Annotated in this window: 22 protein-coding genes and 1 pseudogene; 16 read left to right on the forward strand and 7 right to left on the reverse strand. The window is 64.1% G+C overall.

Annotation, left to right across the window (positions count from 1 at the left end; all coding sequences use genetic code 11):
* Nucleotides 1–15 precede the first annotated feature (15 nt).
* On the reverse strand, nucleotides 16–1521 hold the full coding sequence (locus tag BI49514_RS05645; RefSeq protein WP_101545029.1) for an acetyl-CoA hydrolase/transferase family protein: 1506 nt from the start codon (nucleotides 1519–1521) through the stop codon (nucleotides 16–18).
* Between BI49514_RS05645 and BI49514_RS05650 the strand changes: the two genes are divergently transcribed.
* Nucleotides 1520–1954 carry a LysR substrate-binding domain-containing protein gene (locus BI49514_RS05650; RefSeq protein ID WP_101545031.1) on the forward strand — a complete coding sequence of 145 codons (435 nt, stop codon included), beginning with the start codon at nucleotides 1520–1522 and terminating at the stop codon, nucleotides 1952–1954. The genes BI49514_RS05645 and BI49514_RS05650 overlap by 2 nt on opposite strands.
* A gap of 18 nt (nucleotides 1955–1972) precedes the next feature.
* Here BI49514_RS05650 and BI49514_RS05655 read toward each other — a convergent pair whose 3' ends face one another.
* Entirely contained in the window at nucleotides 1973–2971 is a 999-nt protein-coding gene (locus BI49514_RS05655) for a formylglycine-generating enzyme family protein (RefSeq protein WP_101545032.1), read from the reverse strand.
* Between the two features lie 104 nt (nucleotides 2972–3075).
* Nucleotides 3076–3219: a GPGG-motif small membrane protein gene (locus BI49514_RS16505; RefSeq protein ID WP_167443931.1), complete on the reverse strand. Its 144-nt coding sequence runs from the start codon at nucleotides 3217–3219 to the stop codon at nucleotides 3076–3078.
* Nucleotides 3220–3437: 218 nt separating this feature from the next.
* Here BI49514_RS16505 and BI49514_RS05660 point away from each other — a divergent pair, with 218 nt between their 5' ends.
* Together BI49514_RS05660 and BI49514_RS05665 are read left to right on the forward strand one after the other, a co-directional pair.
* A complete protein-coding gene (locus BI49514_RS05660) occupies nucleotides 3438–4181 on the forward strand; it encodes a 3-keto-5-aminohexanoate cleavage protein (protein ID WP_101545034.1) in 744 nt (247 codons plus the stop codon).
* A 44-nt stretch (nucleotides 4182–4225) separates the two neighbouring features.
* Nucleotides 4226–5014, forward strand: coding sequence for a fructosamine kinase family protein (locus BI49514_RS05665; RefSeq protein ID WP_101545220.1), 789 nt, complete (start codon nucleotides 4226–4228; stop codon nucleotides 5012–5014).
* Between the two features lie 2 nt (nucleotides 5015–5016).
* On the opposite strand, the gene BI49514_RS05670 is transcribed toward BI49514_RS05665, so the two are convergent.
* The gene (locus tag BI49514_RS05670; protein ID WP_101545036.1) at nucleotides 5017–5820 is read right to left on the reverse strand and encodes a DUF4352 domain-containing protein; all 804 of its coding nucleotides are present in this window, start codon (nucleotides 5818–5820) and stop codon (nucleotides 5017–5019) included.
* Between the two features lie 159 nt (nucleotides 5821–5979).
* On the opposite strand from BI49514_RS05670, the gene BI49514_RS05675 reads away from it, so the two are divergent.
* From BI49514_RS05675 to BI49514_RS05685, 3 genes are all read left to right on the forward strand, one after another.
* On the forward strand, nucleotides 5980–7401 hold the full coding sequence (locus tag BI49514_RS05675; RefSeq protein WP_244195055.1) for a sensor histidine kinase: 1422 nt from the start codon (nucleotides 5980–5982) through the stop codon (nucleotides 7399–7401).
* Nucleotides 7402–7551: 150 nt separating this feature from the next.
* Nucleotides 7552–8217, forward strand: a complete 666-nt coding sequence (locus BI49514_RS05680) for a response regulator (RefSeq protein WP_101545040.1) — start codon at nucleotides 7552–7554, stop codon at nucleotides 8215–8217.
* A 108-nt stretch (nucleotides 8218–8325) separates the two neighbouring features.
* The gene (locus BI49514_RS05685; RefSeq protein ID WP_244195054.1) at nucleotides 8326–9060 is read left to right on the forward strand and encodes a phosphatase PAP2 family protein; all 735 of its coding nucleotides are present in this window, start codon (nucleotides 8326–8328) and stop codon (nucleotides 9058–9060) included.
* Between the two features lie 6 nt (nucleotides 9061–9066).
* On the opposite strand, the gene BI49514_RS05690 is transcribed toward BI49514_RS05685, so the two are convergent.
* On the reverse strand, nucleotides 9067–10893 hold the full coding sequence (locus tag BI49514_RS05690; RefSeq protein WP_101545221.1) for an acyl-CoA dehydrogenase: 1827 nt from the start codon (nucleotides 10891–10893) through the stop codon (nucleotides 9067–9069).
* A 204-nt stretch (nucleotides 10894–11097) separates the two neighbouring features.
* On the opposite strand from BI49514_RS05690, the gene BI49514_RS05695 reads away from it, so the two are divergent.
* From BI49514_RS05695 to rraA, 5 genes are all read left to right on the forward strand, one after another.
* Nucleotides 11098–11325: a hypothetical protein gene (locus BI49514_RS05695; RefSeq protein ID WP_101545044.1), complete on the forward strand. Its 228-nt coding sequence runs from the start codon at nucleotides 11098–11100 to the stop codon at nucleotides 11323–11325.
* A gap of 167 nt (nucleotides 11326–11492) precedes the next feature.
* Nucleotides 11493–12803, forward strand: coding sequence for a dicarboxylate/amino acid:cation symporter (locus BI49514_RS05700; protein ID WP_101545045.1), 1311 nt, complete (start codon nucleotides 11493–11495; stop codon nucleotides 12801–12803).
* A 211-nt stretch (nucleotides 12804–13014) separates the two neighbouring features.
* Nucleotides 13015–13455, forward strand: coding sequence for a hypothetical protein (locus BI49514_RS05705; RefSeq protein ID WP_101545047.1), 441 nt, complete (start codon nucleotides 13015–13017; stop codon nucleotides 13453–13455).
* A gap of 83 nt (nucleotides 13456–13538) precedes the next feature.
* Nucleotides 13539–14561 carry a D-cysteine desulfhydrase family protein gene (locus tag BI49514_RS05710; protein ID WP_101545048.1) on the forward strand — a complete coding sequence of 341 codons (1023 nt, stop codon included), beginning with the start codon at nucleotides 13539–13541 and terminating at the stop codon, nucleotides 14559–14561.
* Nucleotides 14562–14599: 38 nt separating this feature from the next.
* Nucleotides 14600–15067, forward strand: coding sequence for a ribonuclease E activity regulator RraA (rraA, locus tag BI49514_RS05715; RefSeq protein ID WP_101545050.1), 468 nt, complete (start codon nucleotides 14600–14602; stop codon nucleotides 15065–15067).
* Between the two features lie 12 nt (nucleotides 15068–15079).
* On the opposite strand, the gene BI49514_RS05720 is transcribed toward rraA, so the two are convergent.
* Nucleotides 15080–15589 (reverse strand): hypothetical protein, encoded by a 510-nt coding sequence (locus BI49514_RS05720; RefSeq protein WP_101545052.1) that lies wholly within the window; start codon nucleotides 15587–15589, stop codon nucleotides 15080–15082.
* 184 nt (nucleotides 15590–15773) lie between these two features.
* On the opposite strand from BI49514_RS05720, the gene BI49514_RS05725 reads away from it, so the two are divergent.
* Nucleotides 15774–16733: a VOC family protein gene (locus tag BI49514_RS05725; protein WP_101545223.1), complete on the forward strand. Its 960-nt coding sequence runs from the start codon at nucleotides 15774–15776 to the stop codon at nucleotides 16731–16733.
* A 92-nt stretch (nucleotides 16734–16825) separates the two neighbouring features.
* Here BI49514_RS05725 and BI49514_RS05730 read toward each other — a convergent pair whose 3' ends face one another.
* On the reverse strand, nucleotides 16826–18973 hold the full coding sequence (locus BI49514_RS05730; protein WP_101545054.1) for a heavy metal translocating P-type ATPase: 2148 nt from the start codon (nucleotides 18971–18973) through the stop codon (nucleotides 16826–16828).
* A gap of 139 nt (nucleotides 18974–19112) precedes the next feature.
* Here BI49514_RS05730 and BI49514_RS05735 point away from each other — a divergent pair.
* The 4 genes and pseudogenes from BI49514_RS05735 (at nucleotide 19113) to pdxA (ending at nucleotide 24532) form a co-directional block, all read left to right on the forward strand.
* A pseudogene (locus BI49514_RS05735) lies at nucleotides 19113–20175 on the forward strand (2,3-butanediol dehydrogenase).
* 348 nt (nucleotides 20176–20523) lie between these two features.
* On the forward strand, nucleotides 20524–22014 hold the full coding sequence (locus BI49514_RS05740) for a GntP family permease (RefSeq protein WP_101545056.1): 1491 nt from the start codon (nucleotides 20524–20526) through the stop codon (nucleotides 22012–22014).
* Nucleotides 22011–23420 (forward strand): four-carbon acid sugar kinase family protein, encoded by a 1410-nt coding sequence (locus BI49514_RS05745; RefSeq protein WP_101545057.1) that lies wholly within the window; start codon nucleotides 22011–22013, stop codon nucleotides 23418–23420. The genes BI49514_RS05740 and BI49514_RS05745 overlap by 4 nt, the downstream gene beginning before the upstream one ends.
* Nucleotides 23421–23485: 65 nt before the next feature.
* A complete protein-coding gene (gene pdxA, locus BI49514_RS05750) occupies nucleotides 23486–24532 on the forward strand; it encodes a 4-hydroxythreonine-4-phosphate dehydrogenase PdxA (protein ID WP_101545060.1) in 1047 nt (348 codons plus the stop codon).
* Nucleotides 24533–24576: the final 44 nt, after the last annotated feature.

Genomic DNA, 24576 nt, shown 5'->3' on the forward strand with positions numbered 1-24576 from the left:
GGAGCCCGCACTATCTCACATATGCCCGGTCGTGAGGAACTTCTCGTGCCAGGACAGAGCCTCGGCGAGGATGTGCGGGGTATGCCGACCGGTTGGGTTCGCCGCGATCGCACGCTCGAGGTAGTCGGTGAGACGGTCCCGGTAGTCCGGGTGGGCGCAGTTGTCGATGATCTTCCGTGCCCTGGCCACCGGCGGCAGTCCGCGCAGATCGGCCAGGCCCCGTTCGGTGACCAAGATCTGAGTGTCGTGTTCGGTGTGGTCGATATGGCTGGCGAACGGCACGATCGCAGAGATCGCTCCCGCTTTGGCCTGCGAGTTCGACACGAAGAAGTTGAGGTAGGCGTTGCGAGCGAAGTCACCGGAACCGCCGATGCCGTTGATGATCGACGAACCGGTCACATGCGTGGAGTTGACGTTGCCGTAGATATCGGCCTCGACCATTCCGTTGATGGCGATGATGCCGAGCCGGCGGATGGCTTCTGGGTGGTTCGACATCTCCTGGGTGCGCAGCAGGATCCTGCCCTTGTACGACTCGATCCGGTCATTGAAGTCCGCTGCCCGTTCTGCCGAGAGTGAGAACGCCGTCGCCGACACCGAAGTGAGCTTTCCGCTGTCGATGAGGTCGAGCATTCCGTCCTGGATGACTTCCGTATAGGCGGTCAGTCCTGCGAACTCGCTGTCGGCTAGATTGCCCATCACCGCATTGGCGACATTGCCGACTCCCGACTGCAGCGGCAGCAGTTCCGGCGGCAGCCGATCTGCGGCGATCTCATGGCGGAGGAAGTCAACGAGGTGGCCGGCAATCTCCTTCGAGTCCTCGTCGGCAGGTTTGAACGGCAGGTTCCGGTCCGGAGCGTTCGTCTCCACCACGGCGACGACCTTCGCCGGGTCGACACGCAGATAGGGGTCACCGATGCGCTGCATCGGCTCAAGCAGTTGGATCGGCAGCCGCTTGGGCGGGCGCCGGGTTCCGTAGTAGACGTCGTGGAAGCCTTCGTACCCGCGCGGATGCCAGTCATTGACCTCGAGAATGACCCTATCGGCCAGGTCGAGCCATGTCTTCGAATTCCCGACGGAGCTGCCGGGAACCAGCAGACCGTTGGGCAGGATCGCCGCTACCTCGACGACGGCGACGTCGAGGTTGCCGTAGAAGCCGAACCACGCCTGCTGAGCCGAATGGCTGAGATGAGTGTCGACATACGCAGTGTCACCCGAGTTGATCGATGCCCGCATCGCCGGATCGGATTGGAACGGCAGACGTTTGCTCACCGCGCCCGCTTCGGCGAGCACTCCGTCGAGTTCCGGTGCGGTCGAGGCTCCCGTCCACAGTTCGACGCGGAAGTCTTCGCCCCGATCGTGTGCCGCCTGAGCACGTGCCGCCACGGCACCCGGCACCGCCTTCGGGTACCCCGAGCCGGTGAATCCGCTCATCGCCACCCGTTGGCCATTGTCGATATGGCGGGCCGCCTCCTCAGCGGTGACGGACTTCTTACTCAGCTCGGGACAGGTGATTCGCGACATGACTCGCAGTCTATCGGGCTGCCGGGTGCCCGGCCGAGGCGGTCCCGCCGTCGTTGCCGCAGCCGCAATGTCCCGCACATTGGGTCTGTGTGGCTTCTCCACTGCCGCCAGCTTCCTCCTGCCGCCGACGATGCGGGTTCTCGATGAGCGGTTCCCGCAATTGCAGACGCAGACGATCGAGGCCGAGCCCGGCAAGTGCTTCGACGACCTGCTCTCCGGAGATGCGGATGTCGGCATCGCCGACACGCGGTCGCAGGAGCTCCACCCGGTGCGCGGAATCCCGATCAGCGGTGACAATTCCCCATCACGACACATCACGGCAGTCACTCGGACCGGAGCGGACGCCCGAGAGACAGTAGCGTTCGCTCTCGAGACGCTCTCAATCGAGACGAAGCACCTGATGAGCCGCCTCAGGGCCGATCTCAGGGACTGAACCCAGAGTTCAGAGAGCTTATCGGACGACTCGGAAGCCGATGTTCGAAGCCGAGGAATCCGGTGTGTTCGAGGAGCGGGCGGCCACCCGATAGCGGTTGCAGTAGGAGTCGTGGCACAGGAACGACCCACCGCGCATGACCCGCTTGTCTCCGGTCTCGGGGCCGCGCGGATCGGACTGCGGGGAATGCTGGTAGTAGTCGCGGGCGAACCAGTCGGCGCACCATTCCCATACATTGCCGACCGTGTTGAACAGACCCAGACCGTTGGGGGCGAAATGCCGGGCCGGCGCGGTGCCGACAAAACCGTCGTCGGGGGTGTTCGACCGCGGGAATTCGCCCTGCCAGATATTGCAGTTCCATTCCCCGTCGATGAGCAGCCGGTTGCCCCATGGATAGCGACGGCCCTTGAGCCCCCCACGGGAAGCGAGCTCCCATTCGGCTTCGCTGGGCAGCCGAGTGCCGGACCACGCGCAATAGGCACAGGCATCGTCCCAGCTGATGTGGACGACGGGATGGTCTCTCCGCTCGTCGATGGTGGATCCGGGCCCTTCGGGCGCTGCCCAGTTCGCTCCGGAGACCTCGACCCACCAGGGCACGCCCGGGGCATGGCCGAGAACGTGCCCCGCTGCTCCCGGATTGGCTTCCAAGAGCATGCCGAACACCGCCGAGGTACCCAGACGTTCTGCCGTCGTGATGAATCCGGTGTCAGCGACGAACCGGGCGAAATCGTCGTTCGTCACACTTGTCGTTGCGATCTCGAATTCGGTGAGGTCGACCCGGTGACGCGGCCCCTCGCCATCGGCAGGATGCCCGTCACCGAAGGGATCGCCCATGTCGAAGGTGCCGCCGATGGTGACGAAGTCGAAGCCGAACTCGGGCTTCGACTCTGAGTTCACAGCGGTATCAGAACCAGAGTGCAAAACATGACTGCCCACCGCCTCGGCGCGGCTGGTCGCCGGGGTGCAGCACGAATGGCCGTCCTGCGCCCTGACAGTACTCAGGTCTCCGGTCTCCATCACGTGTGGGCGCCCCTTCTCTCCGGGTCCGTCTCGATGCTGGGCGGACTCTGGGATCACCCTATGACCTCAGCCGGGGCTGGGGACAGTCCGGGACCTGCCGGTCAGGTGAAGAGGCTGACTCCGCCCGGCCCCACGAGGCAGCCGACGACTATGAGGACGATTCCCCACAGCAGTTGTTTGCGGAAGATCGCAAAGATGCCGGAGATGACGAGGATTGCTGCGATGATCCAGAGGACGAAAGCCATTTGAACTCCTATTTCCATGTGAGACACCTCGGCCGAGGATGGTTCATCCTGCACGACATCTGCCGTCATTCGGGATCATTCCGAACAACACGCCGCGCCGAACCCGATCATGATCGGGGCGTGCCCGCGCGGTGTCTCCGCGGTGATTCGACTCTGACTTCTCACGGTCTTGCCGAAGGGACCTGCGCTCGCCGTCACGATTGCGAGACAGTGGACAGATGAACAGATCAGCTTCGCACGAACCGCTGTTGCATGCTGCCCTCAACGGTGATCGCGACCACCCGGCGACTCCGCGGACACCGCAGTCCATCGCCGCCGAGGCGGCCGCCGCCGTGGCAGCAGGTGCTCAGGTCGTCCACCTCCACGCCTTCGATGCGACCGGCCGGCAGACCTTTCAGGCTGAACCGGTCTCGGCCACCATTCGTGAGGTGCGTGCCGCGTGCCCGGGTACTCCGATCTCTTTGAGCACCGCAGCCGAGATCGAACCCGATCCGCAGGTCCGTCTCACGCTCATCTCCGAATGGACCGAGCTGCCTGACTTCGTCAGTGCCAATCAAGGTGAGTCGGGAATTCGCGAAGTGTGCGAACTGCTCATCGAGCGCCGTGTTCGAGTCGAGGCAGGTCTGCTCAGCCTCGACGATGCAGCGGCATTCGTCGATTCCGGGTTGGCCGACCGATGCGCACGTGTGCTCGTCGAACCCACTGTGACCGGTCCGGATCATGCCTTGGCTGGGGCCGCCGCGATCGAACGGGCCCTTGCCGATGCGGGCATCGATCTGCCGCAGGTCCACCATGGGGAGGGCATCGCCTCCTGGGTCGTCAATGCCCGAGCCATCAGGCGCGGCCACGGCATCCGCACCGGCTTGGAGGACACTCCGGTCCTCATCGACGGCACTCGGGCAACCGGCAACGGAGAGCTCGCTTCGGTTGCCGCCGGTCTCCTCACCGAGCTCGGGAACTGACCCGAGGTCGCACGGACAACGGCTCCCCCGACTAACCTATGGCCATGACTGATTTCCTCAAACTGCGGAAGTCCGCCCCGGACGGCTTCTTCGCTGCCGAGGCCGCCGGGCTGAGGTGGCTGGCCGAACCAGATGTGGTCCCGGTCGTCGAAGTGCTCGAACACGGGCCGGATTTTCTGCGGCTGCGCCGTCTCCGGGAAACCGGTCCCCACGCCGAGGCGGCCGCTGCCTTCGGTCGTGCCCTCGCCCGGCTCCACGATGCGGGTGCTCCCGGTTTCGGTTGGTCACCGGCCCCGCAGTCATTCTTCGGCCCTCTCGACAATCCGTTCGAGATACGTGCCGAGCCCGTCGACTACTTCACCGACTATTGGGTCGGGCAGCGCCTACGACCCCTGACCTCTGCGGTTGCCGGGGATCTCAGAGGTGAGGACCGGGCAACGGTCGCCTCGGCGATCGATGCCATCGCGTCTGGCGCCTTCGCCGGCATCTGCGGTGAGGGTGCGGAGATGCCGGCCCGCGTCCACGGCGATCTGTGGGCGGGGAATCTGATGTGGACACCGACCGGGGTGACGCTCATCGATCCGGCCGCCCACGGCGGTCACCGACTGGAAGACCTCGCGCTGCTCGCCCTTTTCGGAGCCCCGTTTCTCGAGGAGATCTTCTCCGGCTACGAACAGGCCCACCCGATGCCGGACGGTTGGCAGGAAGACCTGCCCGCGCACAGCTTCTTCGCTCTGCTCGCTCATATTCGCCTGTTCGGGCGCGGATTCCTCGGGCAGACGGTCAGCGCCGCCCGGTCGATCATCGCCCGTGCGGAACAGCTGCATCGGTGAGGTCACTTCAAGGAGATCTCCACCGGGTCGGAGAACAGTCCGCCGGCGAAGGTCAGCTTGTTCGGGTCGGCATCTTCGGGCACGTCGAAGACGAGGACACCCTCGGCGGTGTTTCCGGGGTTGATCTCTTCGAGGAAGAGGATGTTGTTCTCGGCCGCATAGATTCCGGCTTCTGAATCCGCAGAGTAGGTGTTGCCGGACTCATCACCGAGTTTGATGTCGTCTTCGAAGAAGAAGTTCGGATCCGATCCGGTGTTCTTCACCGACAGTTCGATCTGGACGAACTGCCCCTGTGCTCGGGCGTTGAGGAATTCGTCGCCGACCTGCGAGACACCATCGTCGACCTTGGCGACTGTGATCTCCCAGTCATCGGCGGCCACCGTGTCTCCGATTCCGTACGAAGCCTCCTCGGCGGGTTTGTCGGCGGCCTCCTCCTTCTTCGTGGACTCCCCCGACTGCTGAGCGTCGGGCGTGCCGCCCTCCGCAGTGCTGGTGTCGTCTCCCCCGCCTCCGATCGCGCTGGCAACGGCGATGATGACGATGATGACGAGCAGCCAGAACCACCAGCGCTTCAGCAGCGGCTTCTTCCGTTTCGCCGGCTTCTGGCCGTAGGGCTGCTGCGGGTAGCGGCCGGCTCCGTAGGCAGGTGCGTTCGGTGCGGGTGCCCACTGCTGGTGGTCGTAGTTCTGAGCTGGCTGCTGATGGTGGGGGCTGTGAGGGGGCTGGTGCTGCGGGGACCATTGGTGCTGAGGCTGTGGTGACTGCGGCTGTTGCGGGGTGTTCTGGGGATTCCGCGAATGGGACATGACGCTCCTTCGAAGCTGGTTCTGGCTGACTGTTCCAGCTTCGTCCCGTCCGCACACCGGCGCGTCCGCAATCGGGCTGGACCGCTCCAGCCGATCGGTTGATCCCGTCCAGCCGAAAGGTGGACTACGTGTGTCAGCCCCCGCGGTTACGATTCTCTTGTGTCAGTACAATCCGTCCCTCGCCGCAGAATCCCGCGCGGCGTGCGCATCGCCGCCAGCATCCTCGTCGGCGTCATTCTCTACCTCTTCGGATTCTTCACCTCGTCGATGGCGGTGACGGCGAACGCCTGGGCCTTCTCCGACGGGGAACTCAACGACACCGGACTCGTCGCCGTCCTGCTGCTGTTCCTCGTGTGGGGGCTCGTCTTCCTCCGTCACCGATGGCCGTGGGTGCCCTTCGTCGCCGGTGGACTGCTCACCGCGGGTTGGGGAGATGCGCTGATGCTGCTCATTGCGATCTTCCACCTCGTCATCCGAGCACCCCGGCGGCAGGCGATAACCGCCTCGGCGGTGGGCACCGGACTGATCGCGTTCTCCACATTGAGGATGTGTCTGGCACCAGCTGAGCACAATCCCTTCGGCATCTTCTTCCTGCCCGATTCGGCTCAGTTCACCGAACTCGAGGCGACCATCCCACCGGAGGATTCGCACCTGGCGATCAGAATCATCACGGTCGCCGCCGGTGTCATCGCACTGTGTACGGCGCTGGGAGTCGGTGCGCTTCTGCGTCGGACTCGGAGGATGAGGGCGGTCGAGTCGATCGCCGAACGCGAAGCTCAGCGCAATGAGTCGCTCACGGCCGAGATCGCGCGGCAGTCGGAACGAGAGCTCTTGGCACGCGAGCTTCACGACACGCTCTCCCACCGACTGTCGGTGATCTCTCTGCATACCGGTGCCCTTGAGGTCGGTGCACGCACCGACCCCGATGTCGCTGCGACGGCGTCTGCTCTGCGGGAGGAGGCCCGTGCCTCCATGGAGGATCTGCGTCATCTGGTGGGTGGTGTGAGGAGCGGAGATCTGACCGATCCGCGGCCGGGCCATGGCACTTCGTCGCCTCCGAGTCGTGCGACGATGTCAGCGATTCCCGAGCTCATCTCCTCTGTGGCCTCCACCGGTACGGTCATCCGCCCGCTCGTCGTCATCCAGGACGTGGACTCATGTCCGCCTGCGCTCGACCGTGCGGCCTATCGCATTGTTCAGGAGGCTCTGACCAACGCGATGAAACATGCACCGAACGTGCCCGTGACGGTGGACGTCGCCGTCTCGGCAGCTCGCGGAATCCAGATCTCGGTGAGCAATCCGCTTCCTCGTGGTTCAGCCCCGGTCGAGGTTCCGCCTCGCCCCCGGTACGCACCGGGGTCCGCGCGAGAACCCGGTGCCGGTGCGCCTGCTCAGAAGTGGGGGCCGCCCGGGACGAATCCTGAGCCGCACGGGGCACACTTGGCGTCGACCGGGTCAGGATCCGGACTCGTCGGCATCCGGGAACGCGCCGAGATGTTCGGCGGCGACGCGTCGATCGGGGTGATCGGCAATGAGTTCCACGTCCAGGTGAGCTTCCGATCTTTCTCTCCTCCGAACTGATCCGCAGCTTGTCCGGGCTGTTTCCGATCTTGTCCGGAATGTTTCGCATTCTGCCGAAACGTCTGCCTGCATCGGACGTAAGAGCTCGGCGGAGAAGCGACTTCAGCGCCTCGACCAGCCGTGGCAGGGGCCTCGGGTATTGTGACGTCTATGAACCAAGCCGCCCCAATCCGAGTCATGGTCGTCGATGACGATCCCATGGTCATCACCGGGATCAGGGGAATCCTCCAAGCGGCCGACGGCGTCGACGTCGTCGCCTCGGCGTTGAGTGGGGAAGAGTCCGTCGAGAAAGCAGGTCTGCATTTCCCTGATGTCGTGCTCATGGATATCCAGATGCCGGGAATCGGCGGGATCGAAGCCACTCAGCGTCTGCTCAACAGTGTACGACCGCCGAAGGTGGTGTCTCTGACGAGCATGAGCAGCGACGATCACCTCTTCAAGGCCCTCGAGGCCGGAGCCGCCGGATACCTGCTCAAGGACATCGGCCCTGTGGAACTCGCCGCCGCGATCCGCAAGGTTCACGCCGGTGAGCCCATTCTCTCCCCGCAGTCGATGCGGCAGGTCATCGCTAAGGTCAGATCGAACTCAGACCATCGACTGCAGAGGGAGGCCGTTGAACTGCTGTCCGGACTCACGGACCGCGAGCGGCAGATCGCCGAACTCGTTGCCGACGGTCTGTCCAATCAGGAGATCGCCGAGGAGACGTTCATGAGTCTGGCTACGGTCAAGACTCACCTCAACCGGATCAACGTCAAACTGGACACGAACAATCGCGTGCGCATCGCTACGATGGTCGTTCGCGCTCGCGGGCACTGATTCCGATAGATCGATCGGCGCGACGTTCAGAGAATCCTCGCAAGAATTCACCATTTCTTTATCCCCCACAGCAGAAGTGATTGTCGACTCCGTCTAAAATCGACTCTGATGGTTGCTGAACCCTATATCGAATCCGAAAAGCTGATCAGCAACCCCTCAGATCGCAGTCAGTGGACAGAACGAGCACAGGGGTTGCTGTCCTGGGCAACCTCAATCTGGGTCTTGGCGATCGCTTGCATCGTCGTCACATTAGCCGCGGCCGGCCCGCCGCGAGTCTGGGACTACAAGCTCAATCGACGGTGGCTCTACCTCTTCGAACCCGATCTCGTCTGGTTCGTTCAGCACATCCTCGACCCCATCGCAGGTCAGGCAGTCTGTCTTCCCGTCTTGGCGATCACCGCGATCGTGCTGGCACGTAAACGTCGGTCCTGGCGACCGATCGTCTTCGCGATCGCCGTCGAAGCGGCCTTCTACCTCGGCATCGGTTCGCTCAAGGTCCTCCTCGCTCGACCGGCGACCACCCTGCACGACCCGCGATTCTTCCAAGGCGGTCTCATCGATATCGGCGGCCGCGGAATCAGCTACCCCTCCGGGCACGCAGCCGAAGCCGTACTCATCTACGGCGCGGTCGCCTACCTCATTGCCAGGTACGGCAAGGTCTCCACCAGAACCGTGCGCCTATTGTGCTGGGGCGTCGCAGCGGTCAGCGTGAACTCCGCGGTCGTGTCCTTCGCCCTCGGCTGGCACTGGGCCACCGACCTCATCGGAGGTCTGCTGATCGGCGGATTCTTCCTGCGACTGCTCATCATCGCCGATCGGCGAATACCTGACCCCAGAACCTGACGGCACTCACAGCCAGGAGTCGTCGAGGTCTGTGAATGTCGTCGCCCCGCTCTCCACGAGATCGAACCATGGTACGGTCTGCGGCAGTTCGTGAGCAAAGAAATACCGCGCCGCGGCGATCTTTCCCCTGAGGAAAGCAGAGTCGCCACGTTCACCGACGGTCGCCTCGGCAGCCATTCCCTGCTGCAGCCACAGCCACGCCACGACCGTGTGTCCCACTGCTTCCAAATAGGTCCACGCATTGTCGAGGGCCGCCGTTGGATCTCCGCTCGCCCACACCGCGGCGGTGACGGATTCGATACGATCGACGGCTGACGTCAGCGCCGCGGTCTCAGCGGACCATTCGGAGCGGTCGGCCGCCTCGGCGAGGGTCTCCCGCATCTGCTCCAGCAGCACCTGCAGACCTGCCCCGGCTTTCATGATGACCTTACGGCCCAGCAGATCCTTGGCCTGGATGCCGTGCGTGCCCTCGTGAATCGGGTTGAGCCGATTGTCGCGGTAGAGCTGTTCGACATCGTGATCGCGAGTGTATCCCGCTCCGCCGAGAACCTGAATGGCGTGGTCGTTGGCTTTCAGGCACCACACGCTCGGCCAGGTCTTGACGATCGGGGTGAGCACATCGAGCAGCAGTGCCGCACGGTCACGCTCGGCCTCGGAATCAGCAGTTTCGGATTCGTCGAGCAGACGCGCGGCATAGAGGATGAGCCCGAGCCCGCCCTCGACGTAGCTCTTCGACGACAGAAGCATGCGCCGGACATCGGCGTGCTCCGCGATCGGGATCGGCTCACCATCGGATCCCTTCGCACCGTCGGGACGACCCTGGCGGCGGTCGCGGGCATATCGGAGGGCATCGAGGTACCCGTGGTAGCCCAGTCCGACCGCGCCTGCTCCGACGCCGATTCGAGCCTCGTTCATCATCTGGAACATACAGGTCAGACCCTTGCCCCGCTCCCCCACGAGGTAGCCTACGGCACCAGGGGAACCGGCCGGAGTGTGCGTGCCCTCACCGAAGTTGAGCAGAGTGTTCGTCGTTCCGCGCCACCCCATCTTGTGATTGAGCCCGGACAGTACGACATCATTGCGTTCACCGAGGCTGCCGTCGTCGTTGACGAGGTACTTCGGAACGAGGAAAAGGCTCAGACCTTTGACACCTGAATGGTCACCCTCGGCACGGGCCAGGACGAGGTGGACGATGTTCTCCGAGAGTTCGTGATCGCCGCCGGATATCCACATCTTCGTGCCGTGGACGCGGAACGCATCGTCGCCGCCTTGGGGATCCGGAACCGCTTTCGTCGTGACATCTCCCAGGGAGGAGCCGACCTCGGGTTCGGACAGGCACATGGTGCCGAAGAACCGGCCGTCGAGCTCGGGCACAACGTACTTCTCGATCTGTTCCTCGGTGCCGTACTCGAGCAGCAGATTGGCGTTGCCCATGGTCAGCATCGGGTAGCTGGCGGTGCCGATATTGGCCGCCTGGAACCAGGCGAAGCAGGCCTTTGCGACCGTCTGCGGCAGCTGAATTCCGCCGACGCTCTCATCCATCGTCGCTGACAGCAGGCCGATGCCGGCGAACTGGTCGAGCGCAGACTTGATCTCAGGAATCAGCGTCACTTCGGTGCCGTCGAACCTCGGTTCATTGAGGTCGGACTTTCGTGCATGGGTCGCGAACCGCTCCTTGGCAAGCTCCTCGCTGGCTTCGAGCACGGAGTCGAAGACCTCACGCGAATGGTCGGAGAAGCGAGGTCGGTCGCAGAGTTCGTCGACCTTGAGCCAGTCGTAGAGTTGGAATTCGATGTCCTTGGCGGAGAGGATGGATTCTGTCGCAGTCGTCAAGACGCCATTGCCTTTGCTCTGTTCAGTCACGAGACCAAACTAGAGCTAAACGTTCGTTAAGTAAAGCGATTCGCCCTCTCACAGTGAAAAGGTTTGGCTATTGATCAGTTGTGAGGTCCGCCAAACGCTCCTCATCTCTGGGTTTCGGCCCCCGCGAGAGCTATAATTCTCTCTAGAATCTGCGTGGGAATGGGGCGAAGGATCATGACCTCAGAAACGCATCGATCATCGAAGTTGGCCGAGACGATCGAAAAGATCTCGAACGCGTTCAAGAGCGCCGACATCGGCCAGGGGCAGAAGGTCGGCTACCGAGAGGACAGCTCCGAAGAACGGCTGCAAGCCACGGCCGAACACGAAGGAGTGAAGCTCTACCGCGATCCCGACGGTTCACATCTCGCTGTCGACGAATCCCACTCGAGTTACGATGACTGATCTCGATCAGCCTGAGAGCTGATTCGTCTGCTCGAGAGAACATCAACAGCCCGGCACACGGCTATCCGCGTGCCGGGTTTCGCTGTGTCCCAGGTAGGATCGCCAGGGCCCTGATGCCACGCCGACAAGTCGGCGGAACAACGATGCTGAAATGAAAGGCAGAGCCTATGCCCTCCCCCGCTGCTTCGCCGGCGCAGACGTCTGATTCGAAGCCGCAGCCATCGGGTTTCCTGCGGATTCTCCGCAATTACCGCTTCCCGCTCTTCATCCTCACAGGGGTGGTCATCGGCGCGATCATCGGCCTCGTCTTCGGGGAACGTGCCACCGTCATCAAACCGTTCGGCACGCTGTTCATCAACATGATGTTCACTCTCGTCGTGCCGCTCGTGTTCTTCTCCATCGCCTCCGCGGTCGCGGGAATGTCCTCGGCCGCGCGACTGGGTAAGATCATGGGCAGCATGCTGGGAGTCTTCGCCGTCACCGGCATCATCGCCTCCATCGTCATGGTCGCCGCGCTGCGCATCTTCAACGCCACCGACGGCGTCCAGGTGGAGATGCATGAGCCGGCAAACGTCGAGGACGTCGGGCCCATCGGCGACCAGCTCGTCCAGACCGTCGTCGTCGACGACTTCTCGAAGATCCTCTCCGCCGAGCACATGCTCGCACTCATCGTCTTCGCCGTCATCGTCGGCTTCGCCACCAGCAGGATCGGCGACGCGGGCAAGCCGTTCGCCCAGTTCCTCAACTCCGGCACCGAGGTGTTCCTCAAGTTCACCTCGATCGTGATGTACTACGCCCCGATCGGCCTCGGTGCCTACTTCGCCGCTCTCATCGGTGACCTCGGCTCCCAGCTCGTCGGGGACTATGTTCGCGCTTTCCTCGTCTACTACCCGGTGGCGATCGCCTACTTCATCCTCGCCTTCACGTTCTACTCCTTCCTCGCCGGTGGCCGCCGAGGGGTCTCTCGGTTCTGGGGCAATATCCTCGAGCCCACGGCGATCTCCTTGGGTACGTCGTCCTCGGTGGCGGCGATCCCGGCGAACCTGCGTGCGGGAGAGAAGATCGGAGTTCCAAGGGACATCAGGGAGACCATCGTGCCGATCGGGGCCACGATCCACATGGAAGGCTCGAGCCTGTCTGCGATCCTTAAGATCGCCTTCCTCTTCGCGGTCTTCCAGCGGGACTTCTTCACCTTCGAGAACATCCTCATCGCCATCGCCGTGGCACTTCTGGCCGGAATGGTCATGGCAGGCATCCCATCCGGCGGCTTCATCGGTGAGCTCATGATCATCACCCTCTACGGCTTCCCTGCGGCAGCACTGCCGATCATCCAGATCATCGGGACTGTCATCGATCCTCCTGCCACCACGGTCAATGCAGTCGGCGATCAGACGAGTTCGATGTTGGTCGCCCGCATCCTCGACGGAAAGGACTGGATGGACAAGGCCGAAGAGGATGATCACGATTCGGTTCCGTAAGCTCAGTGAATCTGTCACACTCCCGAGTTCGCAGATTCAGACGAGGCTCCTTCTGGCCGAATGTCTCGGAGATGTCATAGGAACGCAATAGAACCTCCGTATTTGCGACTCGGCATCTCAGCTTCTGTTCAGATTCGGGCAAAAGGCTCTCACCTGGGCTGACGATACTCGATTCCAGCAATGTTCCCGATCTGGAAGAGGAGAAGTCACCATGCCCGCCTTCATCAGCACTCACGCCGCAAAGTGGGGCGTCGCCGCATTAGCCGGCCTCGCTTCCCTGGGCCTCGCGGTCGGTCCGGCAGCCGCCTCCGCCGATTCCGCGCCCGCATCCAGTGCCGCCCAGGCACCCCAGAGTTCGGGACACCCGAAGGGCGCTGTCAAGTACGCGGACAGACTGATCACTGCCTACGGCATCGGTGATGCCGTGGTCGTGGATCAGCTCGCCACGAAGAACGTCGTCGCTGCCCTCGCCGAGCACAACGACGGGCACGCCAAACGTTGGCATCGCACGTCAGCCGATTCCGGCAAGGGATACACCTGGGTGTCGTACACGAACCTGGACACACATGAGGTCATGAATCTGACAGTGAGAAACGCGATCGCCACGGACAAAGGCCGCGATGCCGTTCGCGAGGTCGAGTTCGTCGGCTGAGGACGACCCGTTGACATCCCGTTGACCAGATTTTGGTCGGCGTCTTGTCATCAGGACTGACCAGCTCGGTAGACTCGGGAACCATGGTCGCCCTGAATGAAGTCCCACGCCGCCGCTACACCGCGGGGCAGACGCCTCTCCAACATCTGCGGCGCCTGTCAGCCGAGCTCGGAGGACCGCAGATCTGGATCAAACGCGATGACCAGCTGGGGCTGACTCAGGGCGGGAATAAGACGCGCAAGCTCGAGTTCCTCATCGCCGACGCCCAGAATCAGGGCGCGGACACGCTCATCACCGTCGGCGGGGTGCAGTCCAACCACTGTCGGCTGACCTTGTCGGCTGCCCGCGCCGAGGGCCTCGACTGTCACCTGATCGTCGAAGAGGATCTCGGGCCCGACGGCACCTCCCTCGGCCCGGCCGGGTCGAACCCGCCGGAGTACACGGGAAACTTCCTGCTCTTCGATCTTCTCGACGCGGATTCGGTCACGGTGCTCGGCCACGGGGCCGACCTCCTCGGCGAGGCTGAGGTTCTGGCTGAGAAGCTGCGCGGCGAGGGCAGGAAGCCTTACGTCATCCCGGTGGGCGGGTCGAATCCGATCGGTGCGCTCGGCTACGTCGACTGTGCCGTTGAGATGCTCGACCAATTCGCCGAGGCGGGGCTGGATTCGCCCACGATCGTCACGCCCAGCGGTTCGGCCGGAATGCAGGCCGGACTCGTCGTCGGCCTCCACAGTGCAGGAAGCGATGTATCGGTCATCGGCATCAACGTCAGCCGGGCACAGGCGGAGCAGGAACCGAAGATCGTCGACCTCGTCGATTCCACGGCGCACTTCCTCGATCTGCCCCCGGTCCCTCGCGCAGCCACAGTGGGACTCGGTGATTATGTCGGGACGGGATACGCTCTGCCGACTCCCGGGATGGTCGAGGCTGTGCGTCTCTTCGCCCGCACCGAGGGCATCGTCCTCGACCCGGTGTATACCGGCAAGACAGCCGCCGGACTCATCGACCTCATCAGATCCGGCCGCTTCTCCTCCGAGGAGGAGGTCATCTTCATCCACTCCGGCGGAGTCCCCGGACTCTACGCCCGCGCCCAGGCGTTTGCCTGAGCACCACTCAGCTCCCACCACCGACGGAAGGCACACAGATGACAGTTTCGACAGCAGACCTGTGGGACGAACGCGGCGACGAGCTCTATTCGATCGCCCTGAACTTCGGCGATTTCGGAGCTAAAACGTCATTCTCCGGACCGGCCCGCACCATTCGCTGCTACCAGGACAACGGACTGGTCAAGCAGACCCTCAACCAGCCGGGCGACGGCGCCGTGCTCGTCATCGACGGTGACGGATCGATCGCCACCGCCCTCATGGGTGACATGATCGCCGAGGCGGGGGTCCGAAACGGCTGGAACGGCGTCGTCATCAACGGTGCAGTCCGCGACCGTGAGGCACTGGCCGAGATGGAGTTCGGGATCAAGGCTCTGGCCAGCAACCCGCGCAAGAGCGCGAAGGACGGTGCCGGTGAGATCGACGTGACCGTGGAGATCGGCGGCGCGACGATCCGCCCGGGAGCGATGGTCTTCGCCGATGCCGACGGCGTCGCCGTCGAGAAGTAGGGCGGCAGAGACTCACCGGTGAATGGTGTCGAAGCTCTGTTCGGCTGAGTCCCAGATGTCGGCAACATCGATCTGGCCATCGGCGGTGAGCTCTTCGACAGTCGACCGGTCGTAGAGGTACGCCCACTCCCCTGCCGACACGACTCCGGTGACCACGAGGATGTCATAGTCGAAACCCGCCCGTGACGTCGCCTGGACGATGTACGCCGTGGCTTCCAAGTCTTTGACTCTGTCCTCGGTCGAGTCGAAGTGGACATGAAGGCGTTCGGGTTCGGTCTCCTGGTTGAAGTCGGGGTTCGTCTCGGATTCGAGACTCACCTCGACGCTGTCCAAGGACTGCGCTACATAGTCCGAGAACTCGGCGGGGGAATCGAAGCCCTGCTCCACGACTTCCAGAGTCGCCGTCGGCGTCGTTTCGGGTTCCGACGACGAGCCGGAATCGGAGCCGCAGCCGCTGAGGGCGATGAGTGCGGCGGACAGGAGCCCGGCGAGAGCAGGGGCGGACTTCGATTCGAACCTCATGGCATCAGCCTATCGGCGGTCGCGTGCTGGTACCGCATCGCCTCGATTGCATAGAGCGTGGTGCTCCGGTCGGTTTCGGATCACCTTGGCGCGGAGCGGAAATAGATCCATCACCTATCTAATTGAACTTTAAACTAGATTGATCTACACTGATACCAACAGCCGATCCGTTCAGGAGAACAGCATGACCACCACCCCCAACCAGGCACCGACCTCCACCGACCGGCAGACTCCCGCCGTCGATGAGAAGCGACTCAGTGCCGCCACCGGAATGGACGCCGTGACTCTGCGCGTCGGCGATCTCGAGAAGATGTCGAACTACTACTCGAACGCCCTCGCAATGGGGCCCCTCGAGGAGACCTCCCGCGACGGCGAGGTCCACCGCGTGCTCGGTCGCGGTACCACCCCCCTGGTCAAACTCGTGGCTACCCCCGGCCTGCCCGGCGTCGACCCCAAGCAGGCCGGGCTCTTCCATACCGCGTTCCTGTTCGACACCAAGGAAGCCCTGGCAGCCACGGTCGCCCACGCCGCGCAGAACACCAACAGCACCTTCGTCGGCTCCAGCGATCACCTGGTCAGCCAGGCCTTCTACTTCACCGACCCCGAAGGCAACGGCATCGAGCTCTACATCGACCGAGCCCGCTCGGAATGGACTCACTCACTTGACGGTGAGGTCCAGATGGATACGCTCTACCTCGATCCGAACCGCTTCCTCGAGCGCCACCTCAACCAGGACGTCCTCGCGAACACTGCCGCCGAGCCCGGCATCGTCGGCCACGTCCACCTGCAGGTCGGCAACATCCCGCGGGCTCGCGAGTTCTACGTCGACGCCCTCGGCTTCGAACCGTCACTGTCGTCGATGCCCGGAGTCCTCTTCGCTGCGGCCGGCGGATACCACCACCACGTGGCCATGAACACCTGGAACAGCCGCGGTGCCGGCCCCCGGGCGGCCAGCCTCGGTCTCGGGGATGTGGCGATCACCGTTCCCGGCCGCGAGGATCTCGATGCACTGGTCGCGCGTCTGCGTGCGCACAGCCTCGATTTCGCTGATGACGGACGTTCGGTGCGAGTCGTCGACCCGTGGGGCACGCAGGTCACTCTGGCCACCGGAACCAGCTCCATCGACGAGACGCTGGCGCGCTGACACTCCGCCGGTGCGAATAGCTCCACCGGTCAGAACACGCTGAGGCGGGTGGTGCTCAACGGCATCACCCGCCTCAGTCGTCTCCGCCGAGATCAGCTCTTGGAATGCACTCGCTCGACAGCCGCCTGCGGATGAAGGTCGAGTCGGCGCAGCAGCTGAGCGTTGAGGGCGACGACGATCGTCGAGATCGACATCAGGATCGCGCCCACGCTCATCGGCAGAACGAACCCGATGGGAGCGAGGATTCCTGCCGCCAACGGCACCGACAGCAGGTTGTATCCGGCCGCCCACCACAGGTTCTGCTTCATCTTCCGGTAAGTAGCGCGAGAGAGCTCGACGATCGAGAGCACTGAACGCGGATCGTCGGAGGCGAGGATGACTCCGGCAGAGGCGATGGCCACGTCGGTTCCCGCGCCGATGGCGATGCCGACATCGGCCTGCGCCAGAGCGGGCGCATCGTTGACCCCGTCACCGACCATCGCCACGCGACTCCCCTCCCCCTGCAGTTCGGAGACCTTCGTCGCCTTGTCAGCGGGATGGACTCCGGCAAAGACACGGTCGATGCCGAGCTCGGACGCAACGGACTGCGCGACCGCCTCGGCGTCTCCGGTGATCATCACGACCTGAGCACCGATAGCATGGAGCGCGTCGACGGCTTCGCGCGATTCCGGCCGGATCTCATCGGCCAGCCGCAGGGCACCGACAACGGCTCCGTCGACGAGCACATGGAGAATGATGGCACCTTCAGCGCGCCAAGCCTCCGCAGCCTTCACCTCTGAGGCATCGTGCGCCTCGAGGAGCCTGGGTCCACCGACCTCGACCGTCTCGCCCGCGATGACGGCTCTGACGCCGACCGCAGGAGACGAGGAGAAGTCGGATGCACTCGGCACGTCGATCCCCCGCTCAGCGGCTGCCTTGACGATGGCGGTGGCCAACGGGTGTTCACTGTCGGCTTCGACTGCGGCGGCCAGACCGAGCAACTCATCCTCGGTCCGCGCGGTCCCGTCGGTCGGTACGGCCTCGATGCCGGTGACCGTCGGCTCACCTTTCGTCAGGGTGCCGGTCTTGTCGAAGAGCACGGAATCGACCGTGCGCATCGTCTCGAGTGCGAGCCGGTCCTTGACGAGGACACCGGCACGGGCCGCGCGCTCGGTGGCGATGGACACGACCAGAGGAATGGCCAGGCCCAGGGCGTGAGGACAGGCGATGACGAGCACGGTGATCGTGCGCACGACCGCCGAGTCCGGCATACCGATGAGCGACCAGACGACTGCGGTGATCACGGCAGCGCCGAGAGCGAACCAGAACAGCCACGCCGATGCCTTGTCGGCGATGCGCTGCGCACGCGACGAAGAGTTCTGAGCATCGGAGACCAGCTTCTGGATTCCCGCCAATGTTGTGTCATCACCGATCGCGGTGATCTCGACCCGGAGTCCGGAATCCGTAGCGACGGTGCCAGCCACAACGGCATCGCCTTCGCCCCGTCGGACCGTGGCGGACTCTCCGGTGACCATGGATTCGTCCATATGGGCCGAACCGTCGATGATCCGACCGTCCGCGGGAACCGAGGAACCGGGACGGACGAGGACGATGTCACCGACGACAAGCTCGCCCGGAGCGACGCTCACCGTCTCCCCATCGACGATCTTCTCCGCCTCATCGGGCAACAGTGCGGCGAGGCTGTCCAGCGCCGAGGTGGTCTGCGCCAGAGAGCGCATCTCCATCCAGTGACCGGCAAGCATGATCACGACCAAAAGGGCCAGCTCCCACCAGAAGTCGAGCTGCGGGTCGAGCAGACCCAACGACGAGCCCCAGGAGGAGATGAAGGCGACCGTGATCGCCAGTGCGATGAGCAGCATCATGCCGGGGCTGCGCCCCTTGATCTCGTCGAGGCCGCCGGTCAGGAAGGGTTTGCCGCCCCAGACATACATGACGGTGCCGAGGATCGGCGCGAGCCATCGGAGTGCACCGAGGATGCCGGTTTCGGGAACCTCGTATCCGACGAGGTGGCCGAACATCGGACTGAATGCGACGACGGGCACGGAGATGACGAGCATGATCCAGAACAGCCTCCGGAACTGCGCGACGTGATCGCCATGGCCGGCATGACTCGCGTGGCCCGAATGGCCGGAGTGGCTCTCGTGATCGGAGTGGGCCATGGTCTCAGTGTGTGCGGAATGGCCTGTCTCAGCAGACTGCATTCCGTAATGAAGATGATTCTGCGGCTTGTCCATACCCATAGTCTATACCCCTCGGGGGTATAAATCAATGGTGATGCCCCTCACATGCAATCGCCTGCAACCCTGGCTCTCACGTCGCAAACGCTCTAGCGTCGAAGAACACCGAATGGCACGGATACGCCCCACGAAAGGACTCATCATGAGGGCAGCACGATTCCACGCTCGCAAAGACATCCGAATCGAAGACATCCCAGAACCCGAACTGCGGCCAGGCACAGTCGCCATCGACGTCGCCTGGTGCGGGATCTGCGGAACCGATCTCCACGAATATCTGGAGGGGGCCGATCTTCGTCCCACCGGCGGGCCACCCGCATCCGATCTCCGGCGAATCAGCCCCAGTGACCATGGGGCACGAGTTCTCCGGCACGATCACCCACCTCGGCGAAGGCGTCACCGACCTGAACGTCGGCCAGAACGTCGTCGTCGAGCCCAACATCATTGCCGAAGACGTCGACACCGGCCCCGGCCAGAGCTATCAGCTGTCGAAGGACATGAACTTCATCGGCCTCGGCGGCCATGGCGGCGGACTGTCGGAGAAGATCGTCGTGCAGCGTCGCTGGGTGCACCCGATCGGCGATATTCCGCTCGATCAGGCTGCGTTGATCGAACCATTGTCAGTCGCCCACCATGCAGTCGTTCGCTCGGACGCCACATCCGGCCAGACCGCCATCGTCGGCGGCGCAGGACCCATCGGCCTCCTCACTGCCGCCGTCCTCAAAGCCAAAGGACTGACCGTCTACATCTCCGAGCTCTCCGAGGCGCGCAAGCAGATGGCACTCTCAACAGGCGTCGCCGACGAGGTCTTCGACCCGCGTGAGTCCGACGTCGCCGAAACCGTCCGCGAGTGCACGGGCGGACGTGGAGCCGACGTGGGATTCGAATGCTCGTCCGTCCCCGCGGTTCTGGACATGCTCCTCGACGCCGTCCGTCCCGGCGGAGTCATCGTCAACGTGTCCATCTGGGGGCACAAGCCCGAGGTCGATATGCCGAAGCTGGTCCCCAAGGAGATCGACCTGCGTGGAACCATCGGCTACTCCGGCGACCACCCGGAGACGATCAGACTGGCCGCCGGCGGCACCATCCATCTCTCAGCTTTCATCACCGCACGCATCGGCCGGGACGAGCTCATCACGGGCGGCTTCGACGAACTCATCAGCAACAACGAGCACCACGTGAAGATCATCGTCGACCCACACGCCTGAGCCACCAGGAACCTCCTCGATACCCTCTAAACGAGCACTACGCAGATTCGAGGGAGCAGATTGTAGATTCAGTCCGCTGAAATCAACATTCCGCTCCCTCGAATTTCTGCATTCACGCACGCGCCTCCGCACTCGCACGCTTGACTCCGCATTCACGCACCCTCTCCGCGGGAGGAACGCACCTGCGCTCGACATTGCATCAACGTGCAGTTATGACTCATACTTGCTCATGCTGTTCAACTTCGCTTCTGATCGTCGACTGCCCTCGGGCATCGCAGGTCGTGTCGAAGTCAATGAGAACCACACACCCTGGCTCGCTTGCGAGCCGGCCTCACCGCGGAGGACCCCATGGACCTGCAACTCATACTGGCGTTGGCCGCCGGCATCGCGACGATCGTCGTCATCGTGCTCGCGACCCGACTCGACGCCTTCATCGCCCTGCTTCTGGCGGCCGTCGTCACCGGCATCGTCGCCGGTCAGGATCTGCTCTCGATCATCGACTCGATCACCACCGGCTTCGGCGACACCCTGGCCAGCATCGGCATCGTCATCGGCCTCGGCGTCGGCATCGGCAAGATCCTCGAAGTCTCCGGAGCCGCCGACTCCCTCGCCCGCGCCTTCCTCCGTGCCTTCGGCAAGGGCCGTGAGCCGTGGGCGATGGGAACCGTCGGCTCGCTCGTGTCCATCCCCGTCTTCTGCGACTCCGGCTACGTGATCATGAATCCGCTGGCTCGTTCGATCGCCCGCGTGAAGAAGGGCGGCTACGTCACCCTCGCGCTGGCTCTCGGCTGCGGTATGACCCTGACTCATCACATGGTGCCGCCGACGCCGGGTCCTTTGGCTGCCACCGGCATCCTCGGTGCCGACATCGGATCGGTCATCCTCGCCGGCATCGTCTTCACCGTGGTTCTCCTGCCCGTGGTCGTCGTCTACGCGCGCTGGATCGGGCCGAAGCTCGAACCCATGCTCAACGCCCAGGTCAAGCATGACGTCTACACCGAGGTCTCGGCCGCCTCGGCGGAGGGCACCAAAGAAGGATCATCCAGGGTATCCACCCTCACGGCCGACCATGAGCACTCCGGCGACAGCTCCACCGACTCCGCGACGTCGCAGGACGCGGCCGGCTCCGCCCCGGGCACCGGCAAGAAGCCGGGCGCCTTCCTCGGCTTCCTGCCGCTCATCGTCCCGCTGCTGCTCATCGTGGCCAACACGGTCGGCACCGCAATCGACAAGAGCGCACAGGGAGAACTCGCCGGCGACGCGTACGAACCCTCCGCCTGGGTCGCTCCGCTGGCATTCTTCGGCAACCCGGTCGTCGCCCTGATCATCGGCCTCATCCTCGCCGTCTACACGCTGCTGCCCCGCGTGACCCCACGCAATCAGGTGCAGAGCTGGCTGGCCGACGGTGCCGCCTCGGCCGGTCTCATCCTCCTCATCACCGGCGCCGGTGGCAGCTTCGGACTGGTCCTACGCGAATCGGGTGTCGGTGACGCCCTCGCCGAGGCGATCGCCTCGATCAGCCTGCCCGCGCTTCTCGTCCCGTTCCTCATCGCCTCCTTCGTCCGGCTGGCTCAGGGATCGGGTACGGTCGCGATGATCACCGCCGCCTCGGTGACGGCTCCGCTCATCGCCCCGCTGGGACTCGATCCGCTCGTGGCCGTCATGGCCTGCACCGCCGGTTCGATGGTCTTCTCCTACTTCAACGACTCCTACTTCTGGGTCGTCACCCGGTTCGCCGGCCTCGACGGAATCAATGCCATCAAGGGCTGGTCGGGAATCACCACTGCCGTGTGGATCTGTTCCCTTCCGCTGCTGTTCGTGCTCGACTTGATCGTATGAGCACCTTCCACCTGCCGGATCCCGGCACGACGGCAGCTTCCCCCTCGGCGCAGGCGAAACCGCGCATCCTCATCGTCGCCGACGATCTCACCGGCGGAAATGCGTGCGGAGCCCTGTTCGCCGAGGCGGGCCTGCGGACGATCACCGTCACCGATACCAACCCGGCCGGCGGCGTCGACATCAGCGGGCTGCTCGATGATTTCGACGCGGTCGTCGTCAACACCGACTCCCGGCACCTGCCTGCACCGCAGGCAAGTGAGCTCTACACCGAACTCATCAAAACCGCCGGGGCCGTCGACCTCGTGGCATGCCGCATCGACACCACCCTGCGCGGCAATGTCGGACCCGCCGCGGCCGCCGCCGTCGCGGCCCGCAGACGGTCTCTCGCCGGGACCGATGGTCCGCCGCATCGCGTACTGGGCCTGTGCGTGCCGGCGTTCCCTGCCGCAGGCAGAACCACCGTGCAGGGGCGACAACTGCTGGGCGGCCGACTGCTCGAACACACCGAGCTCGCCCATGACGTCCGCTCCCCCATGCGCACCTCCGTCATCGAGGACGTCCTTGCCGCCGGCACGGATCTCAACAGCCGCCTCGTCGATATCGCCACGGTGCTGGCCGGTCGGGATGCCGTGCGCATCGCCGTACTCGACGCAATCGGAGAAGGGGCCGACGTGCTCATCGCCGATGCCCTGACCACCGAGCATATCGAGCTCGTCGGTTCCGTCATCGCTGAGATCAGCCACGACCTCGCCGAGGCGGCCACCCCAGAGATCCGCAACCGCGCAGGTCTGGCCGACGATGAGCGGTTGGACTGGGTGACCATCGACCCGGGGCCCGGCAGCCTCGCCCTGGCTCAGTCTCGGCTGCCGGCTCGCGCCGACGGCATTCTGCTCGGCATTTCGGGATCGGCCACCGAGGTCACGCGTGCGCAGCTTGCTGCAGTGGCCGAGGACCCCACGATCACTGTCCTGAGCGCACCTTTGGACGATGCGGGCCTGCCCGATGTCGAGGCCGCACTGGGCCTCATCGATCGGACCGCCTCGGCGCGGGCGATCATCGTCGCCACCGTCCTCGAGACCAGCGACCTGCGCGAACTCACCGATGCTGAATCCGAGCAGACGACACTGCGCCTGGCACTGATCGCCTCGGCGGTCATGTCCGCCATCCCAGTCTCCGGCCTCTACACCACCGGCGGGGACGTCACCGCCACAGTGATGCGCGAGCTCGGCGCGATGGGGATGGAGATCGACAAGGAGATCGTGCCTCTGGCCGTGGGCGGCCGCCTCGTCGGCGGAAGCTCTGACGGACTGCCGATCGTCACGAAGGGCGGGCTCATCGGTGACACCGGCACAGCCGTCGAATGCCTCGAATTCCTGTCGACGACTGCTCGCGTCAGGCGAGACTGAATCGTGCACGACGACCCCAGCACCCCACCCACCGACACTCATCCGGACCATCTGAGGAGACAGAAATGACAGCACCAGCACTCGCCGTGACCGTGGGTGACCCGGTCGGAATCGGACCGGAGATCACCACCATGGTGCTTGCGGAGTTCGCCGGCAGAGACGATCAGCATGGAATCGCTGTGGCGGATCTGGCCGTGATGAAACGTGCCGTCGAGGTCCTCGGACTCGACGTCGAACTGCGTTCCATCTCCGACTGGTCGACCCCGTCGGCCGGCGAAGGCGTCATCGACGTCTTCGACATCGGCGTGCTCGACGATGACCTTCCCGAGTGGGGCGTCGTCGACGCGCGCGCGGGCAGGGCTTCGGTGGCCGCGATCGAGATCGCCACCCAGGCGGCCATGGATCAGCAGGTCGCCGGCATCGTCACCGGCCCCATCAACAAGGAAGCCGTGTGGAAGTCCGGATCGCAGCACCTCGGGCACACCGAGATGCTCGGTGAGCTGACCGGAGTGACGAAGCAGGACACGATGTTCGTCGTGGAGAACACGAAGGTCCCCGACCACAAACTCCAGATCTTCTTCGCCACCCGCCACATGTCCCTGCGCAAGGCCATCGACGCCCTCACCGTCGAGACCCAAATCGACTCGATCGAACGCGCCCATCGTGCCCTGCAGCTCTACGGCGTCTCCTCGCCGAGGCTGGCCGTCGCCGCGCTCAACCCGCACGGTGGTGAGAACGGCGCCTTCGGCGACGAGGAGATCGAGATCCTCCGTCCGGCCGTCGAGAAGGTCAATGCCGGTGGCGCCTTCGAAGTCGCCGGACCGATCCCGGCCGATTCCGTCTTCCATCAGGGGCTGACCGGCCGCTTCGACGGCATCCTCTCGCAGTACCACGACCAGGGACACATCGCGTCGAAGACCTTCGACTTCGATGGGACGATCTCGGTCACTGTGGGCCTGCCCATCCTGCGCACCTCCGTCGATCACGGCACTGCCTTCGACATCGCCGGTCAGGGCATCGCCGATGCGGGCACCATGCGCTCGGCCTACCGGGCAGCCATCGGTTATGCGCCGTTCGTCGACGGCATCCGCGCGGAGTACCTGCCGAAGTAGGCTGAGTCATATGACCGACCGCGGCGACTCAGCTGCGGTCGGCT

It is taken from the genome of Brevibacterium iodinum ATCC 49514 (assembly GCF_900169265.1).
GTDB classification, from domain to species: Bacteria; Actinomycetota; Actinomycetes; order Actinomycetales; family Brevibacteriaceae; genus Brevibacterium; species Brevibacterium iodinum.